Source organism: Bdellovibrio sp. ZAP7, from assembly GCF_006874645.1.
Classification (GTDB): Bacteria; Bdellovibrionota; Bdellovibrionia; order Bdellovibrionales; family Bdellovibrionaceae; genus Bdellovibrio.
Map to the genome: position 1 here is coordinate 3,999,365 of NZ_CP030082.1, position 19,514 is coordinate 4,018,878.

Annotated in this window: 20 protein-coding genes and 1 tRNA gene; 19 read left to right on the forward strand and 2 right to left on the reverse strand. The window is 45.1% G+C overall.

The genetic code is table 11. The annotated features are described in order from the left end of the window. The first annotated feature begins 130 nt into the window (after positions 1-130). From galU to DOM22_RS19280, 19 genes are all read left to right on the forward strand, one after another. Positions 131-1,015, forward strand: coding sequence for a UTP--glucose-1-phosphate uridylyltransferase GalU (gene galU / locus DOM22_RS19190; protein WP_142701922.1), 885 nt, complete (start codon positions 131-133; stop codon positions 1,013-1,015). A 45-nt stretch (positions 1,016-1,060) separates the two neighbouring features. Continuing rightward, complete coding sequence (locus DOM22_RS19195) at positions 1,061-1,915, forward strand: hypothetical protein (protein ID WP_142701923.1); 855 nt, start codon at positions 1,061-1,063, stop codon at positions 1,913-1,915. Further along, positions 1,912-3,951, forward strand: coding sequence for a primosomal protein N' (gene priA, locus DOM22_RS19200; protein WP_142701924.1), 2,040 nt, complete (start codon positions 1,912-1,914; stop codon positions 3,949-3,951). Before DOM22_RS19195 ends, priA begins: the two co-directional genes overlap by 4 nt. A 48-nt stretch (positions 3,952-3,999) precedes the next feature. Further along, positions 4,000-4,839 carry a CFI-box-CTERM domain-containing protein gene (locus tag DOM22_RS19205; protein ID WP_246845761.1) on the forward strand — a complete coding sequence of 280 codons (840 nt, stop codon included), beginning with the start codon at positions 4,000-4,002 and terminating at the stop codon, positions 4,837-4,839. A gap of 55 nt (positions 4,840-4,894) precedes the next feature. Then, positions 4,895-6,034, forward strand: coding sequence for an NAD(P)-binding protein (locus DOM22_RS19210; protein WP_142701926.1), 1,140 nt, complete (start codon positions 4,895-4,897; stop codon positions 6,032-6,034). A 266-nt stretch (positions 6,035-6,300) separates the two neighbouring features. Next, on the forward strand, positions 6,301-7,227 hold the full coding sequence (rpsB, locus tag DOM22_RS19215) for a 30S ribosomal protein S2 (protein ID WP_142701927.1): 927 nt from the start codon (positions 6,301-6,303) through the stop codon (positions 7,225-7,227). Positions 7,228-7,408: 181 nt separating this feature from the next. Beyond that, on the forward strand, positions 7,409-8,335 hold the full coding sequence (tsf, locus tag DOM22_RS19220; protein ID WP_142701928.1) for a translation elongation factor Ts: 927 nt from the start codon (positions 7,409-7,411) through the stop codon (positions 8,333-8,335). A 1-nt stretch (position 8,336) separates the two neighbouring features. Next, positions 8,337-9,050, forward strand: coding sequence for a UMP kinase (gene pyrH, locus DOM22_RS19225; protein WP_142701929.1), 714 nt, complete (start codon positions 8,337-8,339; stop codon positions 9,048-9,050). A 21-nt stretch (positions 9,051-9,071) separates the two neighbouring features. Then, positions 9,072-9,638, forward strand: a complete 567-nt coding sequence (gene frr / locus DOM22_RS19230; RefSeq protein WP_142701930.1) for a ribosome recycling factor — start codon at positions 9,072-9,074, stop codon at positions 9,636-9,638. A gap of 14 nt (positions 9,639-9,652) precedes the next feature. Next, a complete protein-coding gene (locus DOM22_RS19235; protein ID WP_142701931.1) occupies positions 9,653-10,384 on the forward strand; it encodes an isoprenyl transferase in 732 nt (243 codons plus the stop codon). Further along, a complete protein-coding gene (locus DOM22_RS19240) occupies positions 10,356-11,189 on the forward strand; it encodes a phosphatidate cytidylyltransferase (protein WP_142701932.1) in 834 nt (277 codons plus the stop codon). Before DOM22_RS19235 ends, DOM22_RS19240 begins: the two co-directional genes overlap by 29 nt. 76 nt (positions 11,190-11,265) lie before the next feature. Further along, positions 11,266-12,942 carry an RIP metalloprotease RseP gene (gene rseP, locus DOM22_RS19245; RefSeq protein ID WP_142701933.1) on the forward strand — a complete coding sequence of 559 codons (1,677 nt, stop codon included), beginning with the start codon at positions 11,266-11,268 and terminating at the stop codon, positions 12,940-12,942. After that, on the forward strand, positions 12,939-13,643 hold the full coding sequence (gene tsaB / locus DOM22_RS19250; protein ID WP_142701934.1) for a tRNA (adenosine(37)-N6)-threonylcarbamoyltransferase complex dimerization subunit type 1 TsaB: 705 nt from the start codon (positions 12,939-12,941) through the stop codon (positions 13,641-13,643). The genes rseP and tsaB overlap by 4 nt, the downstream gene beginning before the upstream one ends. An 8-nt stretch (positions 13,644-13,651) precedes the next feature. Further along, positions 13,652-14,623 carry a P-loop NTPase gene (locus DOM22_RS19255; RefSeq protein ID WP_142701935.1) on the forward strand — a complete coding sequence of 324 codons (972 nt, stop codon included), beginning with the start codon at positions 13,652-13,654 and terminating at the stop codon, positions 14,621-14,623. Between the two features lie 7 nt (positions 14,624-14,630). Continuing rightward, positions 14,631-15,266, forward strand: a complete 636-nt coding sequence (locus tag DOM22_RS19260; protein ID WP_142701936.1) for a helix-turn-helix transcriptional regulator — start codon at positions 14,631-14,633, stop codon at positions 15,264-15,266. Continuing rightward, positions 15,256-16,278 carry an RluA family pseudouridine synthase gene (locus tag DOM22_RS19265; protein ID WP_246845762.1) on the forward strand — a complete coding sequence of 341 codons (1,023 nt, stop codon included), beginning with the start codon at positions 15,256-15,258 and terminating at the stop codon, positions 16,276-16,278. The genes DOM22_RS19260 and DOM22_RS19265 overlap by 11 nt, the downstream gene beginning before the upstream one ends. After that, a complete protein-coding gene (pgeF, locus tag DOM22_RS19270; RefSeq protein ID WP_142701937.1) occupies positions 16,275-16,973 on the forward strand; it encodes a peptidoglycan editing factor PgeF in 699 nt (232 codons plus the stop codon). Before DOM22_RS19265 ends, pgeF begins: the two co-directional genes overlap by 4 nt. Further along, positions 16,970-17,551, forward strand: a complete 582-nt coding sequence (locus DOM22_RS19275) for a DNA-3-methyladenine glycosylase (RefSeq protein WP_142701938.1) — start codon at positions 16,970-16,972, stop codon at positions 17,549-17,551. Before pgeF ends, DOM22_RS19275 begins: the two co-directional genes overlap by 4 nt. Before the next feature lie 83 nt (positions 17,552-17,634). After that, positions 17,635-18,111, forward strand: coding sequence for a Dps family protein (locus DOM22_RS19280; protein WP_142701939.1), 477 nt, complete (start codon positions 17,635-17,637; stop codon positions 18,109-18,111). A 90-nt stretch (positions 18,112-18,201) separates the two neighbouring features. Here DOM22_RS19280 and DOM22_RS19285 read toward each other — a convergent pair. Beyond that, positions 18,202-18,277, reverse strand: a tRNA-Phe gene (locus tag DOM22_RS19285). 70 nt (positions 18,278-18,347) lie between these two features. Beyond that, positions 18,348-19,511, reverse strand: a complete 1,164-nt coding sequence (locus DOM22_RS19290; protein ID WP_142701940.1) for a cystathionine gamma-synthase — start codon at positions 19,509-19,511, stop codon at positions 18,348-18,350. Positions 19,512-19,514 lie beyond the last annotated feature (3 nt).

Here is a 19,514-nt window from a genome sequence, read left to right on the forward strand (position 1 = left end):
GGAAATTCCCCCGTTGTTAAACCTTACCACGACGTAGGGAACTTCTCTGGTAAAAAACAGATTTGGACCCCATTTTCAGCACGGTTTATTATAGCTTGTCTTAGAATGAAACGTTTGCGATTTTAAGAGGATGTCTAAAGTAAAAAAAGCAATAATTCCAGCCGCAGGTCTAGGTACCAGATTTCTTCCCGCAACGAAGACAGTTCCGAAAGAAATGCTAACCATCGTGGATGCACCCATCATTCTTTATGTGGTGGAAGAAGCGATCAAAGCCGGTATTGAAGATATCGTGCTTATCGCCGGCCGCAACAAGCACGCTATCGAAGACTTTTTTGATATGTCTTACGAACTAGAAGACAAACTTCATAAAGACGGAAAAGAGAAGCTTTTAGAACGCGTAACTAAGGCTCGCGATGCCGCGAACATCATCAGCATTCGTCAGAAACAAGCCCTGGGCCTGGGGCATGCAGTCCTTTGCGGCCTGCCGATCGTCGGCAAAGATCCATTTGCGGTCCTATTGGGTGACGAAATTACGATGGAAGCGAATGGCCAGGACAACGTGACGTCTCAGTTGGTAAAATCTTTTCAAGAAACTCAAACTTCCACGATTTCGATCATGAAGGTCTCTGAAAAAGACGTTTCCAAATACGGAATCGCTGAAGTTGAAGAAAAATCTCCAGGTTTTTTCAAAGTAACTTCACTTGTGGAAAAGCCTAAGCCAACGGAAACAAAAAGCCGCTGGGCTCTGCCGGGTCGCTATGTTTTTGACAACGCCATCATGGATCTGTTGGCAAATGCAAAACCATCTTTGAACGGTGAAATCCAATTAACCGATAGTATGAAGATTTTGTGCGAACAAAAAGGTCTTAATGCGATGACTTTTACTGCCGATCGCTACGATGCTGGTGATAAACTGGGCTATCTGCAGGCGAACATTGAACTGGCTTTGAAAAATCCAGAACTCAGCACGGATCTAAAAGCGTACATCGTTGAGCTGGCAAAAACTCTTAAGTAAAATCTGCGTTCCGATCAAATCGGAATCGCGTGAACCGAGGACTGTATGAGAAAAATATTAATCGCATCACTTGTTGGAATTTTAAGTCCGGTGCTGGCTTCAGCTTTCATTTTGCCAACAAGAACCATTTTGCAAAAAACTTCTGACAACGCTGGCAGTGGTATCTACGCCATCGAACAAGAAGTTCAATTTGCGAATGGAGATGACACAATTCACGTGCGTGAAACTTGGTTGATCGACAACGATCGCACCATGCGTCTGACAGTCACTGGTACCAAAGAGCTTCAAGGCAACTTCCGCATGCAATTCCTGTATGCAGGTGGACAACGCTACACGGTTATCAACGGCGCTAAGAAAAGCGAAAAAACTCCAGACGACTTTTTGGAAAAGTATTTAAATTTCCGCAGCCCGGAAGTTTTCGCAAACAACCTGGCGCAACTAAAAATTATTCCTCATGGTGGTTACTCAAAACGCATTCTTGCTAAAAAGGGCGAAGATGTGAAATATGAACCAGAGTCTTGGGTTCGTTATTCTCGCACTGGCGGCGTCGTGAATTATGCCTTTGGAACGCCAACTCCTGAAGACGATAAAAACGGCAATCCGGGTCTGTGGATCGAACAAGATCAATTCGTCATTCGTAAAATTCGCCTGCCAAGCCAGGTTGAAATGACGGCTGATAACTACAACCAATTCGCTAAGGGTCTATACTACCCTCGCACACGCACGGTTCGTTGGGGCAACAACACGGCGACCATTCGCCTGATCAGTGCTTCTGCCCGCCCCGCAACGGCTGTCGCGCAATTCCAGCCCAGCTCCTTGGATATCAACACCAAGCTTGATGGTTTGGAAAAATTGTCAGCTAGGGACGCGATCATTGAGTTCTATTCGAGGTTTAGATGAGCGAAGCTTCTCTCTGGAAGGTTGCAGTTGATGCTCCCCTTCCAGAGGCTTTGACATACAGCTACGCTGAGCCTCTGATTCGCGGCCAATTGGTTAACGTTCCTCTCGGAAAAAGAAAAACGAAGGGTCTTGTTCTTGGGCCCACGACAGAAGTTCCCGAATTTAAAGTTAAAGCCATTGATTCCATCGACGAGGAGTACGCTCCCCTTCCTGACGCTTTCGTAAAGTGGCTGGAGTGGCTGGGTAATTACTATCTGCACCCGGTGGGTCAGGTGGTTCAATCTGCTTTTCCTCCGCTTAAGAAAACGGAAAAACAACGGGCAAGCAAACGTGCTCCGGTCATTCCGCAACTTGAAAGCGATAAACTTCCTGAATTAACTCCGGAACAAAAAACCAGCATTGACGGCATCGCTGCTCATCAGGGTTTTTCCACGCACTTGTTATTTGGTGTGACAGGCTCCGGAAAAACTGAAGTTTACCTGCGCCTTTTAGATAAGGCGTTAAAAGAAGGAAAACGCGGTCTGGTGCTGGTTCCAGAGATTTCTCTGACGCCACAATTGATACAACGATTCGCGCGTCGCTTTGGTGATAAAATCGCAGCTCTGCACTCGCAATTGACCGATCGCGAACGTACCAATCAGTGGTGGGATGTTGTAGAAGGACGCAAATCTATTTTGATTGGTGCGAGATCTGCATTGTTCTGCCCGGTTCCTGATTTAGGAATCATTATTGTCGACGAAGAGCATGAGCCGTCTTACAAACAAGACGAGAAACTAAAATACAATGGTCGCGATGCTGCCGTCATGATGGGAAAAATCATGAACTGCCCTGTCGTGCTTGGTTCGGCCACTCCAAGTTTGGAGACCTGGAAAAATGCACAAGAGGGCAGATACTTTCTGCATCCACTGAAAAATCGTGTCGCCGGAAGAGCACTGCCCGATGTGGAAGTGATCGACCTAAGAAAACTAAAAGCTGATGACGATCATCAGAAACTTTTGATCGAGAAATACTCGCACCTTCCTTACTGGATGAGTCCACAGCTATTTGAGCGGATGCGCGAAACCCTAGAGCGCGGTGATCAAAGCGCTCTTTTTTTAAATCGTCGTGGTATTGCCCAAATGGTGGTGTGCCCGGCCTGCGGCCATACTCGCGAATGCCCCAATTGTGATATTTCGTTAACTCTGCACGCGGGTTCGCATCTGGTGTGTCACTACTGCGACTATCACGAACAGATGAAAAAGAAATGCCCTGACTGCAAAGAGGGCGAGCTGGAAGCCATTGGACTGGGAACAGAACTTTTAGAAACTGATCTTGCACGACTTTTCCCAGGAAAAGTTATCGCTCGCGCTGATCGTGATGAAATTCAAAATCGCGCCGATCTTGAAGATCTGATCGCTCGCATGGAAAGTGGTGAGATCGATATTCTGGTCGGCACACAAATGATCGCTAAGGGTTTAGATTTTCCAAAATTGAAACTTGTGGGACTTGTTCTTGCCGATGTGGGTTTCAATCTTCCTGATTTCCGCGCCACCGAACGAAGTTTTCAGCTGATCACTCAAATGAGTGGTCGCAGTGGACGCCATGTGAAAGAGGGCGAGAGCCCGGGCCTTGTAATTATTCAGACTTTCAACACTGAGCACGACAGTCTGACTTTCGCTCAACATCATGACTTCGAAGGTTTCGCTGCGAATGAATTGAATGTGCGTTCGGCTTTGAATTATCCACCTGTGGGCCGATTGGTCAGTTTCCGTATTCAAGGAACTCATCTAGGGAAAGTTGAAGAGACAGCTCGACTTTTAGCGAGACGTGCTCACAGCCTAAAGGCTCAAATTGAGAAGTACAAATCTATCGAAATTTTAGGTCCAGCGGAGGCCGCACTGGCGAAGTTGCGAGGACAATTCCGATATCATCTCCTCGTAAAATCGTCACAGGGGTCTGTCACGAATCCGTTTTCCCGCCAACTCCTTGGGGACCAGGAGTGGGTCCCCTCGGGAGTAAAAATTGTCGTCGATATTGATCCAATGAATTTGCTTTAAATCAGTTCTGAGACGTAAAATACTTAGGTATGCCCTCAATGGGCAAGGATGCCTATGATTCAATGCCCGCGTTGCGGAATTCAAGTAACAGAATTACACCCGATAGAAGCAGATCTATCGGCGAAGCTTGCACAAGCTGGCGAAGCTAATTTGCCATCCGAGGTGTGTGCGGGCTGTATTTCTGATTTACGTAGAACCGCCGCAACCAGCAGTGGTGGCGTGTTGATGGCGCAGGAACGCGCCCGCGAACAACATCGCCTGGCACTTTGGAAAAGTCGCGTGATGTTGATCAAGCAAGCACGCAACTCTATGGGACAAAAGCTTTATGCGGAAGCCGCGATTGCTTATGAAAAATATCTGAAAATTTTAGATATCGTTTTTGAGGTTAAAAAAGGCGAAAAACTTCGCCCCGAAGCCTTCAAAGAAAGCGCCCGTCATACCGAACTTACGGTTGTGGCATCAGTGTATTGGGATTTAATGCGCATCTATGACACTCATGACAAGTATCACGAACGCATGCAGAATTCGGCCAAGCAACTAGCCATCTTTGTTCAGTTCACACCGATTTATCCGGATATTATTAAAAAGGCCGAATCTTTTGTTCGCTCTGCCAAAAATCCAAATATCGTTAAGAACTTTTTAAAGCTGGCTGACAAAGAAAGACCACGCTGTTTTATTGCAACTTCTGCGTTCGGTCCTCAGGCTCTCGAAGTTCAAACATTGCGAATGTTCCGTGACCAGGTTTTAAAAGAAACGTTTTTAGGTCGTAAATTCGTTTACTTCTATTATAAAACCTCCCCGTCAATTGCTTGCTTACTCGATAAGCACTCCTGGCTCAAACCCGCTGTGAGAGCCGTCCTGCGCACATTGATTAAATGCGTTAGCTAAAATTTCATGCCCTTCCTTCTTGCAAAGTCCCGGTCTTCTAGGGGATTGTATTTGCATGGCTCATATTTATGATTACGCAATTATCGGTAGTGGTTTAACAGGTCTTAGCATCGCTGCAGCTCTTAGCCGCGAAACTAAGAACGTCGTTTTGTTGGAAGGATCGGATATTTCCGCTGGCGCCAACAAACAAATTAATTTCCCCACTGGCCCGATCAACAATGGCATCCGTTTTGTTCCTGATTCAGTTCTGTCTGAAAAAGCTTTGGGCTTCCTGGAAAATCTTCTGGGTCAAAAAGTGATCGCTGATGTTTCTGACGAAGCACCAATCACTTACGACTCTGGAAACTTTAAAACTTTCCTGGGCTTCGGCGAAAATCCACCGGCATTCTGGGAAGAATTGTCTTACTTCACTTCCAGCAAACGCATTGATTTGCACTTGCAGCCTTTTCAATGGGCACAAATGTTGATGGAAAAATTCACAGGCGATTTCATGCCTCGCTCTTATGTGACTAAGTTTCACCACGAAGGCGACCGTGTAAATTCTGTGACGGTGAATGGTTCTAAAACTATTCACGCTCAGAACTTTATCTTTGCAGGTACTGTTCGTGATCTTGCACTGTTGTTGCCAGAAGATACGATCTCTGCGCGCGCTCGTGCAAAACTTAGCAAAAATTCTTATTGGACGGCTTTGTGTATTGATATTTGCCACGGCAAAGCCGTGACTGATTCAACAGCTATGCACATCCTAAACGGCACAACTCAAGACGAAATCGGTCCTTGTGCGGGTCGCTTTCTTCCAGCAGTGGAAGTTGACGGCAATATGATTCAAGCTTCTCAATGGATCACATTCATTGAATCAGAATCCACAGAAGACAGCGAAGTGGTCGGCATGGCTTTGAAAAAAATCAAACGCCAGGTGAAACGCGCTTACCCTGAAGCTTTGGATAATTTGAAAAGCGAAAGAATCTTCGTCTCCCCTTATATCGCTGGAAATGGTGATTTGAAGTTGAGCGCGAATCAGACAATCCCAAGCTTGGAAAACCTATGGGTTTCTTCTTCGACTTTGAACGAGCAAAAGAACCTTGTAGGCGCACTTTTACAGGCAGAAATGATCGTGGCTTCCCTGGGTTTCAAAGTTGAGGCAGCTGTCGCTTCTGAAGCTCCCGTCGAGGAATTCTCCGAGGCATCACTGTAAGCTATTGAAATAATTGGATCTTTGTTAACGCCGCCGCAGAAATGCTGCGGCGTTTCTTTTTGGCGATTTTCATTCTTAAAAACATGCTACCAGACTGAGCAAAAGATCCTTGCTCTTCTGTGCCACGCTATGATATCCCGTGAGTCCAACAATAACACACTCTAGAGCACTAACTGGTCCCCGAGTACTGAAAAAGGGGTCTTCCGGCGAATCAAAAAAAGCTGGCTCTGCACTAGAGGAGGATTAACCAGAAAGGACGTACTACCATGGCACAAGTTACCATGAAAGAAATGCTAGACGCTGGAGTTCACTTCGGACACCAAACACAGCGTTGGAACCCAAAAATGAAACCTTACGTATACACAGCTAGAGGCGGTATTCACATTATCGACCTTCAAAAGACTGTTGTTCGCGCTAATAAAGCTGCTGAATACGTAAAAGAAATCGCTGCTAACGGTGGTCGCATGATCTTCGTTGGTACTAAAAAACAAGCTATCGAGCCTGTTCAAGAAGCAGCAGCAAAATGCGGTCAATACTACGTTACTAAACGTTGGTTGGGCGGCATGATGACTAACTTCGAAACGATCAAATCTTCTATCGATCGTCTTCGCAAAGTTGATGCTATGAAAGAAAAAGGCGAATTCAACTACCTTACTAAAAAAGAACGCGCAAAAATCGAAAAAGAATACCTTCGTTTGTCTGAGTTCTTGAACGGTATCCGCGACATGAAAGAAATGCCTTCTGTAATGTTCGTAGTAGACCTTCCTAAAGAACACATCGCAGTTGCTGAAGCTAAACGCTTGGGTATGACTGTTGTTGGTATCGCTGATACAAACTCTGATCCAGAGTCTATCGATTTCCCAATTCCAGGGAACGACGATGCTATCCGTTCTATCAAATTGTTCGCTAACCTAGTTGCAGACGCTTACCTTGAAGGTTCTAAAACTTGGGAGCAAAAACTTCGCACAATGACAGACAAACAATCTGACGTTGCTAAAGAAGCCAAAGGCGAAGAAGCAGCTCCTAAACGTCGTGCCCCTGCTGCAAAAGCTGGCGCGAAAGAAGCTCCTAAAAAAGCTGCTGGCCCTGCGGTTGTTAAAGCCAACAAAGGTCGTAAACTTGTTGCTGCTGGTACAGCAGAAGAAGTTGAGATCCAAGCTGAGCTTGAAAACAAAGACGAATCTGCAGAGTAATTTCTGTCAGGTCTCTGAAGAAAGGGTGGCTTGACCACCCTTTCCTTTGTCTCGCCTCCGCAAAAGCTACGGCGTGACAAGTCCTCCCTCGGTATCGCTGAGGGACTTTTATATAAGTCTTATTTGATTGCCCTACTTCGACGACGTCGAAGTGTAAATTAGAATTGAAGGAGTCTTCCTAATGTCTATTTCCGCTACTCTTGTTAAAGAGCTAAGAGAAAAAACTAACGCAGGTATGATGGATTGCAAAAAGGCGCTTGAAGCGACTTCGGGCGATTTCAACGCTGCTGTTGAATGGTTGCGCGTTAAAGGTCTTGGCGCTGCAGCTAAAAAAGCTGACCGTATCGCTGCTGAAGGTGCTGTATTCGCACTAATCAACGGCAACACAGGTCTTGTTATGGAAATCAACTCTGAAACTGACTTCGTTGCTCGTAACGACGGTTTCAAAGCTTTGGCTGCTGACGTAGCTGAGCACATGTTCAAAACTGAACTTGCTGGTGATGCTTTGTCTCAACCTTTCGCAAAAGACCCTTCTAAAAAATTGGGTGACCTTTTCACTGAAGCAACTGCTACTATCGGTGAAAAAATCGTTCTTCGTCGTCAAGAGAAGTACACTTCTAGTGCAAACACATTGGTTCACACTTATGTGCACGGTGAAGGTAAAATCGGTGTGATGATTGAAGTTGGCGTTTCTAAACCAGAAGCGACTTCAAACCCAGCATTGAAAACATTCGCACAAGACGTTGCTTTGCACATCGCTGCGATGAACCCAATGGCGATCTCTTCTGAACAAATCCCAGCGGATGTTGTTTCTAAAGAGAAAGAAATCCTAACAGCAAAAAACCTTGAATCAGGCAAAAAACCAGAAATGATCGAAAAAATCGTTGAAGGTCAAATCCGTAAATTCTTGGCTGAAAACTGCCTGATGGACCAAGCTTTCGTTAAAAATCCGGACTTGAAAGTTTCTGATTTGGCGAAAAATGTTGGCAAAGAAATCGGCGCTGACGTTACAGTTAAACGTTTCGTACGTTTCGAATTGGGCGCTGGTATCGAAAAGAAATCCAACGACTTCGCAGCTGAAGTTGCAGCTCAAATGAAAGGACACTAGTTTGAAAGCGCCTGTTTATAAGCGTATTTTGCTGAAATTAAGTGGCGAGGCTCTTGCTGGAAAGCAAGGGACTGGCATTAACACTGCGACAATCACACAGATTGCGAATGACGTAGCAGAAGCTTACAAGGCAGGCGTTCAAATTGGTCTCGTTATCGGCGGCGGTAACATCTATCGTGGTGTTGCCGCATCTGCTGAAGGTATGGATCGCGCAAGTGCTGACTACATGGGTATGCTTGCGACTTGTATCAATGCCCTGGCTCTTCAAGATGCTCTTGAAAAAGCCGGTGTTCCGACTCGTGTACAAACAGCTATTGAAATGGCTGAAATCGCAGAGCCTTATATCCGCCGCAGAGCTATCCGCCACTTGGAAAAAAACCGCTTGGTGATCTTCGGAGCAGGTACTGGAAACCCTTATTTCACAACAGATACAGCCGCTTCTCTTCGCGCGATGGAAATCGATGCTGAAGTGATCATGAAGGCGACTAAAGTTGACGGTATCTACGATAAAGACCCTGTGAAACATGCTGATGCGAAGAAATTCGATAAGATCAGCTATATTGATGTACTAAATCGCGGTCTACAAGTGATGGACTCAACTGCGATTTCAATGTGCATGGATAACAAACTTCCGATTATTACTTTTGACCTTTCAGTTCCGGGTAATATCCTTAAAGCTGTTCAAGGTGAAAACATCGGTACCCTGGTACAATAGGGCGCCACAAGGAGATTCAACATGGCAATTGCTGAGATTAAAAAGAACGCTCAAGCTCAAATGGATAAATCTGTTCTTGCTTTGGGTGAAGAGCTTAAAAAAATCCGTACTGGCCGCGCACAAGTTTCTATGCTTGATGGCGTTCGTGTAAACTACTACGGAAATCCATCTCCACTTTCACAAGTCGCTTCCATCTCTACACCAGATGCGAAATCTTTCCTTATCGCGCCTTGGGAAGTATCCATTCTTAAAGACATCGAACAAGCGATCATCAAATCTGAATTGGGCATGGCTCCAATGAACGATGGCAAAGTGATTCGCTTGAAAGTTCCTGACGTAACTGAAGAACGTCGTAAAGACCTTGCTAAACAAGTTAAGAAAATCGCTGAGGAAGCACGCGTCGCTGTTCGTATGGCTCGTCGTGATGCCAATGAAGCTATCAAAAAAATGAAAGCTGACAAAAAAGCGCCTCTTAGTGAAGACGAAGCTAAAAAAGGTGAAGCAGACATTCAAAAAGTGACAGACGATATGATCAAAAAAGTAGATCAAATCGCTGAAGAAAAAGAAAAGTCAATTTTGACAATCTAGGTTTTGGGAGCCCGGTGACTCTACCTAAGCATATTGCAATCATTATGGATGGTAACGGTCGTTGGGCTCAGCTCAAGCGAAAGCCACGTACTTTTGGTCACATCAAAGGTACTCGGGTCGCAAAAAAAATCATTACTGTATGTTCTCGTAAGGGAATCAAAAACCTTACGCTTTACGCTTTCTCCACTGAAAATTGGTTCCGTCCTCAGGCAGAAGTTTCCTTCCTGATGAAAATTCTGCGTCGTTATTTAAGCAAGGAAACCAGCAATCTGGTGAAAGAAAACATCCGCTTTTCCGTGATCGGGGATCTTTCCAAAGTTCCTGCTGACGTATTCAGCGCTATTCAACAAGCTCGCGAAGCTACATCTAAATGCACAGGCTTGAACTTGGTCTTTGCATTGAGCTATGGCTCTCGCCAGGAAATCACTTTGGCCGTGCGTGATATCGCGCAGATGGTTGCCAAGGGTGCTATTAAACCTGACGAAATCGATGAGGCTTTGATTAGCACTTCGTTAAGCACGTATCCGACTCCAGATCCTGATTTGATTGTTAGAACAAGCGGCGAACAACGACTTTCTAATTTCTTGTTATGGCAGGCCGCTTATTCGGAATTCTACTTCACGGAAACTCTGTGGCCTAATTTCACAGAAGCTCATCTTGAGGAAGCCCTTACTGCTTTTTCCGTGAGACAACGCCGTTACGGCAAGGTCTCTACAAATGACAACTTGGAAAAGCTTTCTAACTAGAGCCGCTTCAGCCCTGGTGGCATTGGCTATCATCTTTGCGCTTTACTACTTCCTGAAAATTCCAGGTTTGAAAATCATTATCGCAGTTGCTGTTGCACTGAGCGCTTGGGAGCTTCTGGGAATTTTATTTAAAACTGAAACTTCAAAAACCCTTAGAGCGGCATTTTTAATTCTGTCGTTTTTCGTCTTTGCGGTTTCGACAATGGCTTTGAATTTGGGCGCCATCGTCTATGCCATCTCATTGATTTTGCTAACGATCATCAGTTTGCTAAAACTTCACAACACGGGCGATTTGCAGCGCATGGGGAAGTTCCAAGCGAATGCTGCTTTGGGATTGATGTACGTGGGATTATTGCCCTCGTTCGCTTTCCGTTTGCTTGATCAAGAGCAAGGTATTTTCTGGTTCATTTATTTACTGGCTGTTGTATTCGCTGGCGACACAATGGCTTATTGCTTTGGTGTTCTGTTTGGAAAACACAAAGTGATGCCTTCGGTTTCTCCTAAGAAAACTTGGGAAGGTTCCCTAGGGGGAATTTTGGGCTCCGTAGTTGCGGGAACAATTTGCTGGAAGTATTTACTACCAGAGTTCTCGGGGTATTTCATTGTGGGACTGGCAGCTGTCTCAGGATATGTCGGTCAGTTCGGAGATTTCTTCGAATCACTTCTTAAGCGTGTCGCTGAGGTCAAAGACTCAGGAAAGATCATGCCGGGGCACGGCGGCGTCCTAGATCGAATTGACGGTGTCCTATTCGCAAGTCCGGTAGTTTTGCTTGGCGTTGTGATCCTATCTCATCTTTTGTCGTAAGAATAAAGTCGAGCACCTCGACATAAAGTTTGTAATTTAGTAGCTCGGAATAGCTCGATCCAATTAGAATAACCGGATGGAAATGCTTCTAAATTACATCAATAGTGGTTTGTCAGTCGTTATTCCTTTCGTTGTATTGCTCGGAATTTTGATTTTCGTGCATGAGCTTGGTCACTTCCTTGTGGCTCGCTGGTGTGGCGTTAGAGTCGAAGTATTCAGCTTGGGCTTTGGCAAAAAAATCCTGAAATATAAAAAAGGCGATACAACCTATGCGCTTTCCATCGTGCCACTGGGTGGTTACGTAAAAATGTTTGGTGAACAACCAGGCGAAAATATTTCTGAAGAAGACAAAAAAGTTTCATTCACCCACAAAACAGTGTGGCAACGTATCGCCGTGGTTCTTGCGGGTCCGTTGATGAATTTCTTTTTTGCGATTTTGGTTTTAGGTATCGTTGCCTTGGTTGGCGAAGATGCAAAAATGCCAGTGCTTGGTGATATCAATCCAAAATCTGCCGCGTATGAAGCTGGTTTCCGCTCGGGCGACAAAGTCATTTCCATTAACGACAAACAGATCGCTACTTGGGAAGAAATCCAAAAAACGCTTAGCCTAAAACATGAACAAGATCTGCATCTTGATGTCGTGGTTCAACACCAAGGCAGCCAAGAGCAATCTAAGATCTCTGTTGTTGCGAAGGCTGAACCGAATCCAAACATCTTAAGCTCATTCAACTACGTTGCTAATGTTGACGGTCTGACAGCAATGTCTGCCGGAACAACTGTGGGCGTAATTGCAAACTCACCGCTTTATGCGTTGGGCTTGCGCACGGGCGATTCCATCGTTGGCATCAACGGAACAAAAATCGCTTACTGGAGAGATCTGGAATCAACGCTTGCTAAAATGAACTCCAAGGACACTTTAACTTTGGAAGTCATGGGTAAACGCGAAGGCGACAAAACTGACAAGCCAATTACTGTGACGATGGCGCCGCTTGAAAGCATGAAATCTTTCAGCTTGTCAGCATTGGGCCTTGAGTCTTCCGAGCTTTACCTTTCTAAAGTAATGGATAATTCACCAGCGAAAGCTGCGGGCATTAAAGAGGGCGACCGCCTGGTTGCAATCAATAGCGTAACTTTGAATAAATGGGACGATGTTATTGCTAACATCAAATCCTTCGATGGTAAAAATCCTGTCGACATCAAAGTTTTGCGTGAAGGTCAGAATGTTGATTTGAAAATCACGCCTAAAATGACAACGCAAATGACAGCAGCTGGTAGCGAAGAAAAACGCTATACGATTGGTATCGCTCCTGTTGTTAACTTGGCATTGCCAGACACTTTGGTGGTTCGTACAAACAATCCACTTGAGGCCGTGGTGCGTGGGACAGAAAAAACTTGGGACTTCACTGTAATGACAGTGATGAGCTTTGTTCGTCTGTTTGAAGCAAAGATCTCTCCGAAAAATATCGGGGGCGTTCTGTCTATTGGTCAGGCGGCAGGTGAAACTTATAAAATGGGTATTACGCCATTCTTGCAAATGATGGCGATCATCTCTGTGAACTTGTTCATCCTGAACTTGCTACCGATTCCAGTTTTGGACGGTGGTCACTTGGTGTTCTATGTGATCGAAGTTGTTAAAGGTGCGCCTTTAAGTCTTCGTAAAATGGAAATTGCCCAACAAGTAGGTATGGCGCTCTTAATGAGTTTGATGGTCTTTGCCCTGTTCAATGACTTTACTCGCCTATTCGGTCTATGAAAATTCTAGCCATGGAAACCAGCACTCTGCTTGGTGGAGTGGCTGTCATTCAAGACGGAAAAGTTGTCGCTGAGGAATCCTCTCAGCGACAAAAGTCCCATACAGAAATTATCTCCCCCTTCGTGGAAAACTGTTTGAAAACTGCGGGTTTGAAACTCGAGGAAATCGACGTGTTTGCTGTCGGTCAGGGACCAGGGAGTTTTACAGGTATTCGTGTAGCAGCCAACGCTGGCAAGACTTACGCGTATAGCTTTAATAAGCCCATGGTGACCATTGATTCACTGATGTTGTTAGCCGAACAAGCTCGTCCATCAACACTGCCAGTTCTGGCAATCATGAATGCTTACAAGAACATGGTATACCTGGGACTTTTTGATTGTTCAGGTGAAGAACCTGTTTATCTAAAAGGTCCAGCGGCAATTCCCGTTCGCGAATTATCCCAACATATTGACATGGAAGTGATGGTTGTGGGCGACGGTTGGGAAACTTATCACGAGTATTTTCCGGAAAACATGAAAAGCAAAATGCATCGGGATTCGAAATTTCCGGATGAGCCGCAAGCGCGCACTCTGGGTTTGATGGCGGAAAAACGTGCTCAACGTGGACAAACTTTAGACTGGAAATCGTTTATTCCCCTTTATATTCGCGCATCTGAAGCCGAAGAGACAAAAAAAGGAATTTTAATTTCCCCGTTGAAATAGGACAGTCCATGGAACGAGACTTCGAAAACGACAATGTTGAACCTTTGAACTTCAAAACTTCTTCCAATGAAAAATTCCCTGCGAAACTTTGGGTGACGGCATCTGGAAAAGGCGGCGTGGGAAAAACCTTTGTCTCTTCGAGCTTGGGCATCACGCTCTCCAAACTTGGTCACACAGTAGTGATTGTTGATTTGGATTTAAGTGGCGCAAACATTCACACAGTTCTTGGCGTAAATCCTTCTCACATGAATATCCGTCACTACTTTGAAGGCGTTAAAACTCTTCAAGACCTGGTGATTCCGACTCAGTACTCGAATCTTTCCTATGTTCAAGGCTTCTGGGATTCCTGGTCGCCAATCGATTTCACCATGGATCAAATCGCAAACTTGATTCCGCAAATCCACGCCCTTCGCGCAGATTACGTGATTGTTGATTTGGGAGCTGGTGCTTTGGAAGCACACTTGGAGCTGTTCAAAGCGGCTGATGAAAAATTTCTGGTGACGTCACCAGAACCAACCAGCATCGAAAAAACTTATCGCTTCATTGAAGCTTTCGTTTGCCATTCTCTAAAGCAAGATTCCACTCCCGATGCTTACGGCAACATGCTGACTACTTTGCGCAGCCATCGCCAAAGAACTTTGGGTAAACCGTTTTCATTCCGTTCATATCTTAAAGAGCAAACGGGTTTGAATTACGACTTCTTTGAAAGTTTAACGGCTAAGCCGGTTCGTTTGATCGTTAACAGTTGCCGCTATCAAAATCATTCTGAGCTGGGTTATGGAATGAAGAGTGTCTGCAATAAGTACTACGACCTTAGTATTGATTTCGCTGCTTCAATCGACTTTGACAATGCAGTGTGGCAGTCGGTAAAGGGGCGTGAACACGTACTATTTGCACAACCCTTCACGGGGCTAGCAGGACAATTTTTGACCACGTGCAAACAACTTATTGATCCCGAGGAACTTCGCGCCGTAGTATAATAGGTGCATGGAAGCGACAACACGTTCTAATTACTATGAAATTCTTGAATTACCTGCAAACTCACCTCAGCACGAAGTGACTGCGGCGTATGAACGTGCTCGCAATACCTATTCTGGTGAAAATCCAGCTATCTATACTATTTTTTCTGAACATGAAGCTCGTGAGTTTCTGGTCCTGATCGAGGAAGCGTATCAAGTTCTTGGTAACAAGATCCTGAGAAACATCTACGACCAAAGACTGTTAAGCGGAATGGCATCTCTAAATGATCTGACTTACGCTTCTATCGTTGAAGCGAGCAAAAAGGTTGCCCCAGTTGAAGTTAAAGCGACTGAAAAAAAACCTGCTGCTGCTTACACTAAAGACGAAAAGTTCGAAGCAGAGATCAAAGCCCAAGAAAATTGGACTGGCGACTTCCTTAAAAAAGTTCGCGAATACAAAGGCATTACTGTTGAACGTATGAGCGAGATCACTAAGATCAACGCGTGGTACGTGAAAGCCATAGAAAAAACTGAACCTGATAATCTTCCAGCTGTTGTATTTGTACGCGGTTACGTGGTGCAAATCGCAAGAGCTTTGGGTGTTGACGACAAAAAAGCCGCTGACTCCTACATGAAGACATTCAAACAAGCTCTTGGAAAATAAATCCAACTCCGAAAATTCTGAACAGACAATTCAGATCACCGCTCTGCCCGAGATGGTTGGCTTGCGTCTAGATAAAGCTCTGACTTTGTTACCGGAAGTAGAGACTCGTTCGCGTGCTTCGCACCTGATTGAAAACTCCCTGGTGAAAGTAAATGGCAAGGTGGCCAAGGCCTCCTTGGCTTTGAAGGCAACAGATCAGCTGGAAATAACTCTGCCAGCACCGGTTCCAACAGAACTTCAGTCCTACGATTTAAAGTTAGATGTTTTATTTGAAGATTCAGATGTAATCGTGATCAACAAGCCAGCGGGATTGGTGGTCCATCCAGCTGCAGGCCATGCACACGATACTTTAGTGAATGCGTTGATCTCGCACACGGATGATCTTTCCATGAAATTTGGAGAAGAGCGACCTGGTATCGTTCACCGTCTGGATAAAGAAACCAGTGGAATCATCGTCGTTGCTAAAAACGATAAAGCCCACGAGTCTTTAACTTCGCAATTCAAAGAGCGCAGCACTCATCGCATTTACTATGCGGTGACCATTGGGACCGCTCGCAATTTAAGCGGAACTATCAAAAGCTTTTTGGCTCGTCATCCTGTTGATCGTAAAAAATATGCCTCAGTCGTGGGCGATGATCGTCGTCCTTTGCAAGATCAAGAGGATCCACCAATGGTTGGGAAGTGGGCCGTTACTCACTACGAAACTGTGAATCGTAAAAGCGGTCTTAGCTATATGAAGCTTAAGCTAGAAACCGGACGGACTCATCAGATTCGCGTTCACCTTTCTGAAAATGGTTTGCCGATTGCGGGTGACACACTTTACGGAGCTGATCGAAAAATCAAATCCGTTGAACAACGCCAAATCCAAGAAGACCTTCGCGCCCTTCCAAGATTCTTGCTCCACGCGGCTGAGCTGGGCTTCACTCACCCACGCACTCAAGAGCGCATGTTCTTTAAACAAGATTGGCCGGAAGATATTCTTTCACTGATTAAAAAATGGGGTTTGGTATGAATATAGAAAGAACTCCTTTGGGATATGAGATTAAAAACTCTCATGTAACTTACTTTTTCGGTGGCAAAGAGTCACAAATTCAAAATCTGAAAGCTGCTTATCCTCACTTTGATTTCGTTCGCGTTAAGCAAACTCACAGCGATATCGTGGTGGAATCGAAAGATGCGTCGCTTGATTACCAAGTGAACGCCGACGGACATATTTCCTCGGCTCGCTATCTAGCTTTGTGCGTGGTCACGGCTGACTGCGTTCCTGCTTTGTTCTATCACGCTAAAAGCGGCACCATTGCTGGTGTTCACGCCGGCTGGCGCGGAGTTGCGAACCGTATTTTAATCAATACGATTCGCGATATGGTTAAACGCGGAATTCCTCCTCAGGAAATTGAAGTTGCCATCGGTCCCCACATTCAAAAAGACAGCTTTGAAGTGGGTCATGATGTGCGCGATCAGATCCTGGCTAGTCTTCTAGAAACGTCTCGCGAGGAAAAAGAGATGTTTTACACAGACCTATCCACAGAGAAGAGTCTGGTGGATATTAATTTGATCGTGAAAGCTCAATTGGAATCCCAGGGAATTTCCTTAGAGAATGTCTCAACCTTGCACATCGATACTGTGAAAGATCAATTCTTTCACTCCCACCGTCGCGATAAGGAACAAGCCGGTCGTCAGATCAGCTTTGTCGTAAGAACGCCATGAGTATCATTCCTCAAGATTTCTATTTTGAGGATACAACGTCAGTGGCAAAATCCCTGCTGGGAAAAACTCTGCACATAAAAACCACTGGCCAAGAGCAACTGGCACGCATTGTTGAAGTGGAAGCATATCTGGGCATCCAAGATCCTGCCTGTCATACTTTCGGCGGTCGTCAAACTCCCCGCGTGAAATCAATGTATCTGTCCGGGGGCCATAGTTACGTCTATATGATCTATGGAATGTATAATTGTCTGAATATTGTGACTCGAACTGAAGAGCACCCCGAAGCTATTTTGATTCGTGCCGTGGAACCGCTTCCATTGAGTGCGACGTTTAATAAATCGATGCTGGTGTCGAATGGTCCTGGAAAATTATGCCGTCATTATGAAATCACTAAAGAACACGATGGAGTCGCTTTATGGAGGAAAAACTCCCCACTTTATCTTTCGGATGATGGGCTCAATATTCCAAAAAGTCAGATTGTTTCTAAACCACGGATCGGCGTAGATTATGCAGGCGAAGCCGCTGAATGGCCATTACGCTTTTATATCGCCAATAGTAAATTCGTTTCCAAGAAATAATATTTCCGGTCGAGTCGCATTTCATTTTCATTTCAAACATTGATCTATTTGGTCTAAGATAAGTGGCGCTATAGGAGGCCACGATGAAAATCAATATTGGTATTAACGACAAAGACAGAAAAGAAATCGCAAAAGGTCTTTCGACTCTTTTGGCCGACACTTACACTCTTTATCTTCAAACTCACAACTTTCATTGGAATGTCGAAGGACCCATGTTCCAAACTTTGCATTTGATGTTTGAAACTCAATATAATGAATTGGCGTTGGCCGTTGATTTGATCGCAGAACGTATTCGTGCATTGGGACACTACGCTCCAGGTACGTATGCTGAGTTCTCTAAACTTTCTTCTATCAAAGAAGTTCCAGGAGAAAAATTGAGCGCGACAAAAATGATCGAGACGCTTGTTCTTGGTCAGGAAACTGTTGCTCGCACTGCTCGTGGCCTGTTCGCTGTTGTTGAAAAAGCAAGTGACGAACCAACAGCAGATCTTTTGACTCAAAGACTTCAAGTTCACGAGAAAACAGCTTGGATGTTAAGAAGCTTGCTTGAAAAGAAGTAAGCCTTAAAAAAAGGGTCTCGAAAGAGGCCCTTTTTTCGTTTTTGGGCAAAAAAAATCCCGCTTTGTGAGCGGGATATAAATCTTAAAAAATGGTGGCTTGAGACGGAATTGAACCGCCGACACAAGGATTTTCAGTCCTCTGCTCTACCAACTGAGCTACCAAGCCATTCGGAAATCTCTAGACTGTCGTTAAGAGAGACATTGGTTTAACTTTTGCCCCCCTTGCCTGTCAACAATTAGACTTTGTCGAATGCAGATTTTAGGTCTGAAAGCAGGTCAGTAAGGTCTTCAATACCCACAGACAGTCTGATTAGCGTGTCGTCGATACCTAGAGCCTTGCGGTTTTCAGCTGGCACGGAGGCATGCGTCATAATCGCTGGGTGTTCGATCAAGCTCTCTACACCACCCAAACTCTCTGCCAAAGCAAAGATTTCTACGCTTTCCAAGAACTTACGGGCCGCTTCGATTCCACCTTTGATATAGAAAGTGATCATGCCGCCATATCCATGCATTTGCTCTTTCGCCAAGGCATGCTGCGGATGACTTTCCAAACCTGGGTAAATCACTTTTTCAACTTTCGAATGACCTTCCAAGAAACGTGCGATCGCCATCGCGTTTTCCTGGTGAGCCTTCATACGCAAAGGTAAAGTTTTCAAACTTCTTAAGCACATGAATGAATCAAATGGTCCTTGGATCGGTCCCATCGAGTTACTTAAGAAAGCCATGCGCTCAGCGATGTCTTCACGCGAAGTCACTGCCACACCGCCAACCACGTCACTGTGACCACCGATATATTTAGTCGCCGAGTGCACTACGATATCCGCACCCAATTCCAATGGACGCTGGAAGTAAGGACTCATGAACGTGTTATCAACGGCTACGATGATGCCTTTCGCTTTCGCGATCGCGCAGATTTTTTTGATGTCGACCAACTTCAATGTCGGATTTGTCGGAGTTTCCAACCACACCATTTTCGTATTTGGCTTGATCGCCTTTTCGAAGTTTTCAACTTTCGTCAAATCAATGAAAGAAAACTCCATACCATCGTGTCTTAGAACTTTATCAAACAAGCGAAAAGTGCCGCCGTACATATCGTCCATCGCGATAACATGATCACCACCTTTAATAAGGTGCAAAATCACAGTCGTTGCGGCGCAACCTGAGGCAAATGCGAAGCCATATTTACCGCTTTCAAGACTTGCCATGCAATTTTCATAAGCGCGACGAGTTGGATTGTGAGTACGAGAATACTCCCAACCTTTATGAACGCCCGGAGAAGATTGTACATAAGTCGAGGTCATGTAAACCGGAGTCATGATCGCTCCAGTTGTAGGATCTGGAGCTTGTCCAGCATGAATCGCACGAGTCGCAAAACCAAGTTTAGAATCTGTTGTTTTCATATC

Excerpts from the sequence above, each read along its gene's own strand:
- tsf (WP_142701928.1), top strand. The coding sequence starts at position 7,409 with ATGTCTATTTCCGCTACTCTTGTTAAAGAGCTAAGAGAAAAAACTAAC.
- DOM22_RS19210 (WP_142701926.1), top strand. The coding sequence starts at position 4,895 with ATGGCTCATATTTATGATTACGCAATTATCGGTAGTGGTTTAACAGGT.
- galU (WP_142701922.1), top strand. The coding sequence starts at position 131 with ATGTCTAAAGTAAAAAAAGCAATAATTCCAGCCGCAGGTCTAGGTACC.
- pgeF (WP_142701937.1), top strand. The coding sequence starts at position 16,275 with ATGAATATAGAAAGAACTCCTTTGGGATATGAGATTAAAAACTCTCAT.
- tsaB (WP_142701934.1), top strand. The coding sequence starts at position 12,939 with ATGAAAATTCTAGCCATGGAAACCAGCACTCTGCTTGGTGGAGTGGCT.
- DOM22_RS19255 (WP_142701935.1), top strand. The coding sequence starts at position 13,652 with ATGGAACGAGACTTCGAAAACGACAATGTTGAACCTTTGAACTTCAAA.
- priA (WP_142701924.1), top strand. The coding sequence starts at position 1,912 with ATGAGCGAAGCTTCTCTCTGGAAGGTTGCAGTTGATGCTCCCCTTCCA.
- DOM22_RS19280 (WP_142701939.1), top strand. The coding sequence starts at position 17,635 with ATGAAAATCAATATTGGTATTAACGACAAAGACAGAAAAGAAATCGCA.
- DOM22_RS19290 (WP_142701940.1), bottom strand. The coding sequence starts at position 19,511 with ATGAAAACAACAGATTCTAAACTTGGTTTTGCGACTCGTGCGATTCAT.
- rpsB (WP_142701927.1), top strand. The coding sequence starts at position 6,301 with ATGGCACAAGTTACCATGAAAGAAATGCTAGACGCTGGAGTTCACTTC.
- rseP (WP_142701933.1), top strand. The coding sequence starts at position 11,266 with ATGGAAATGCTTCTAAATTACATCAATAGTGGTTTGTCAGTCGTTATT.
- DOM22_RS19260 (WP_142701936.1), top strand. The coding sequence starts at position 14,631 with ATGGAAGCGACAACACGTTCTAATTACTATGAAATTCTTGAATTACCT.
- frr (WP_142701930.1), top strand. The coding sequence starts at position 9,072 with ATGGCAATTGCTGAGATTAAAAAGAACGCTCAAGCTCAAATGGATAAA.
- DOM22_RS19195 (WP_142701923.1), top strand. The coding sequence starts at position 1,061 with ATGAGAAAAATATTAATCGCATCACTTGTTGGAATTTTAAGTCCGGTG.
- DOM22_RS19240 (WP_142701932.1), top strand. The coding sequence starts at position 10,356 with ATGACAACTTGGAAAAGCTTTCTAACTAGAGCCGCTTCAGCCCTGGTG.
- DOM22_RS19205 (WP_246845761.1), top strand. The coding sequence starts at position 4,000 with ATGCCTATGATTCAATGCCCGCGTTGCGGAATTCAAGTAACAGAATTA.
- DOM22_RS19275 (WP_142701938.1), top strand. The coding sequence starts at position 16,970 with ATGAGTATCATTCCTCAAGATTTCTATTTTGAGGATACAACGTCAGTG.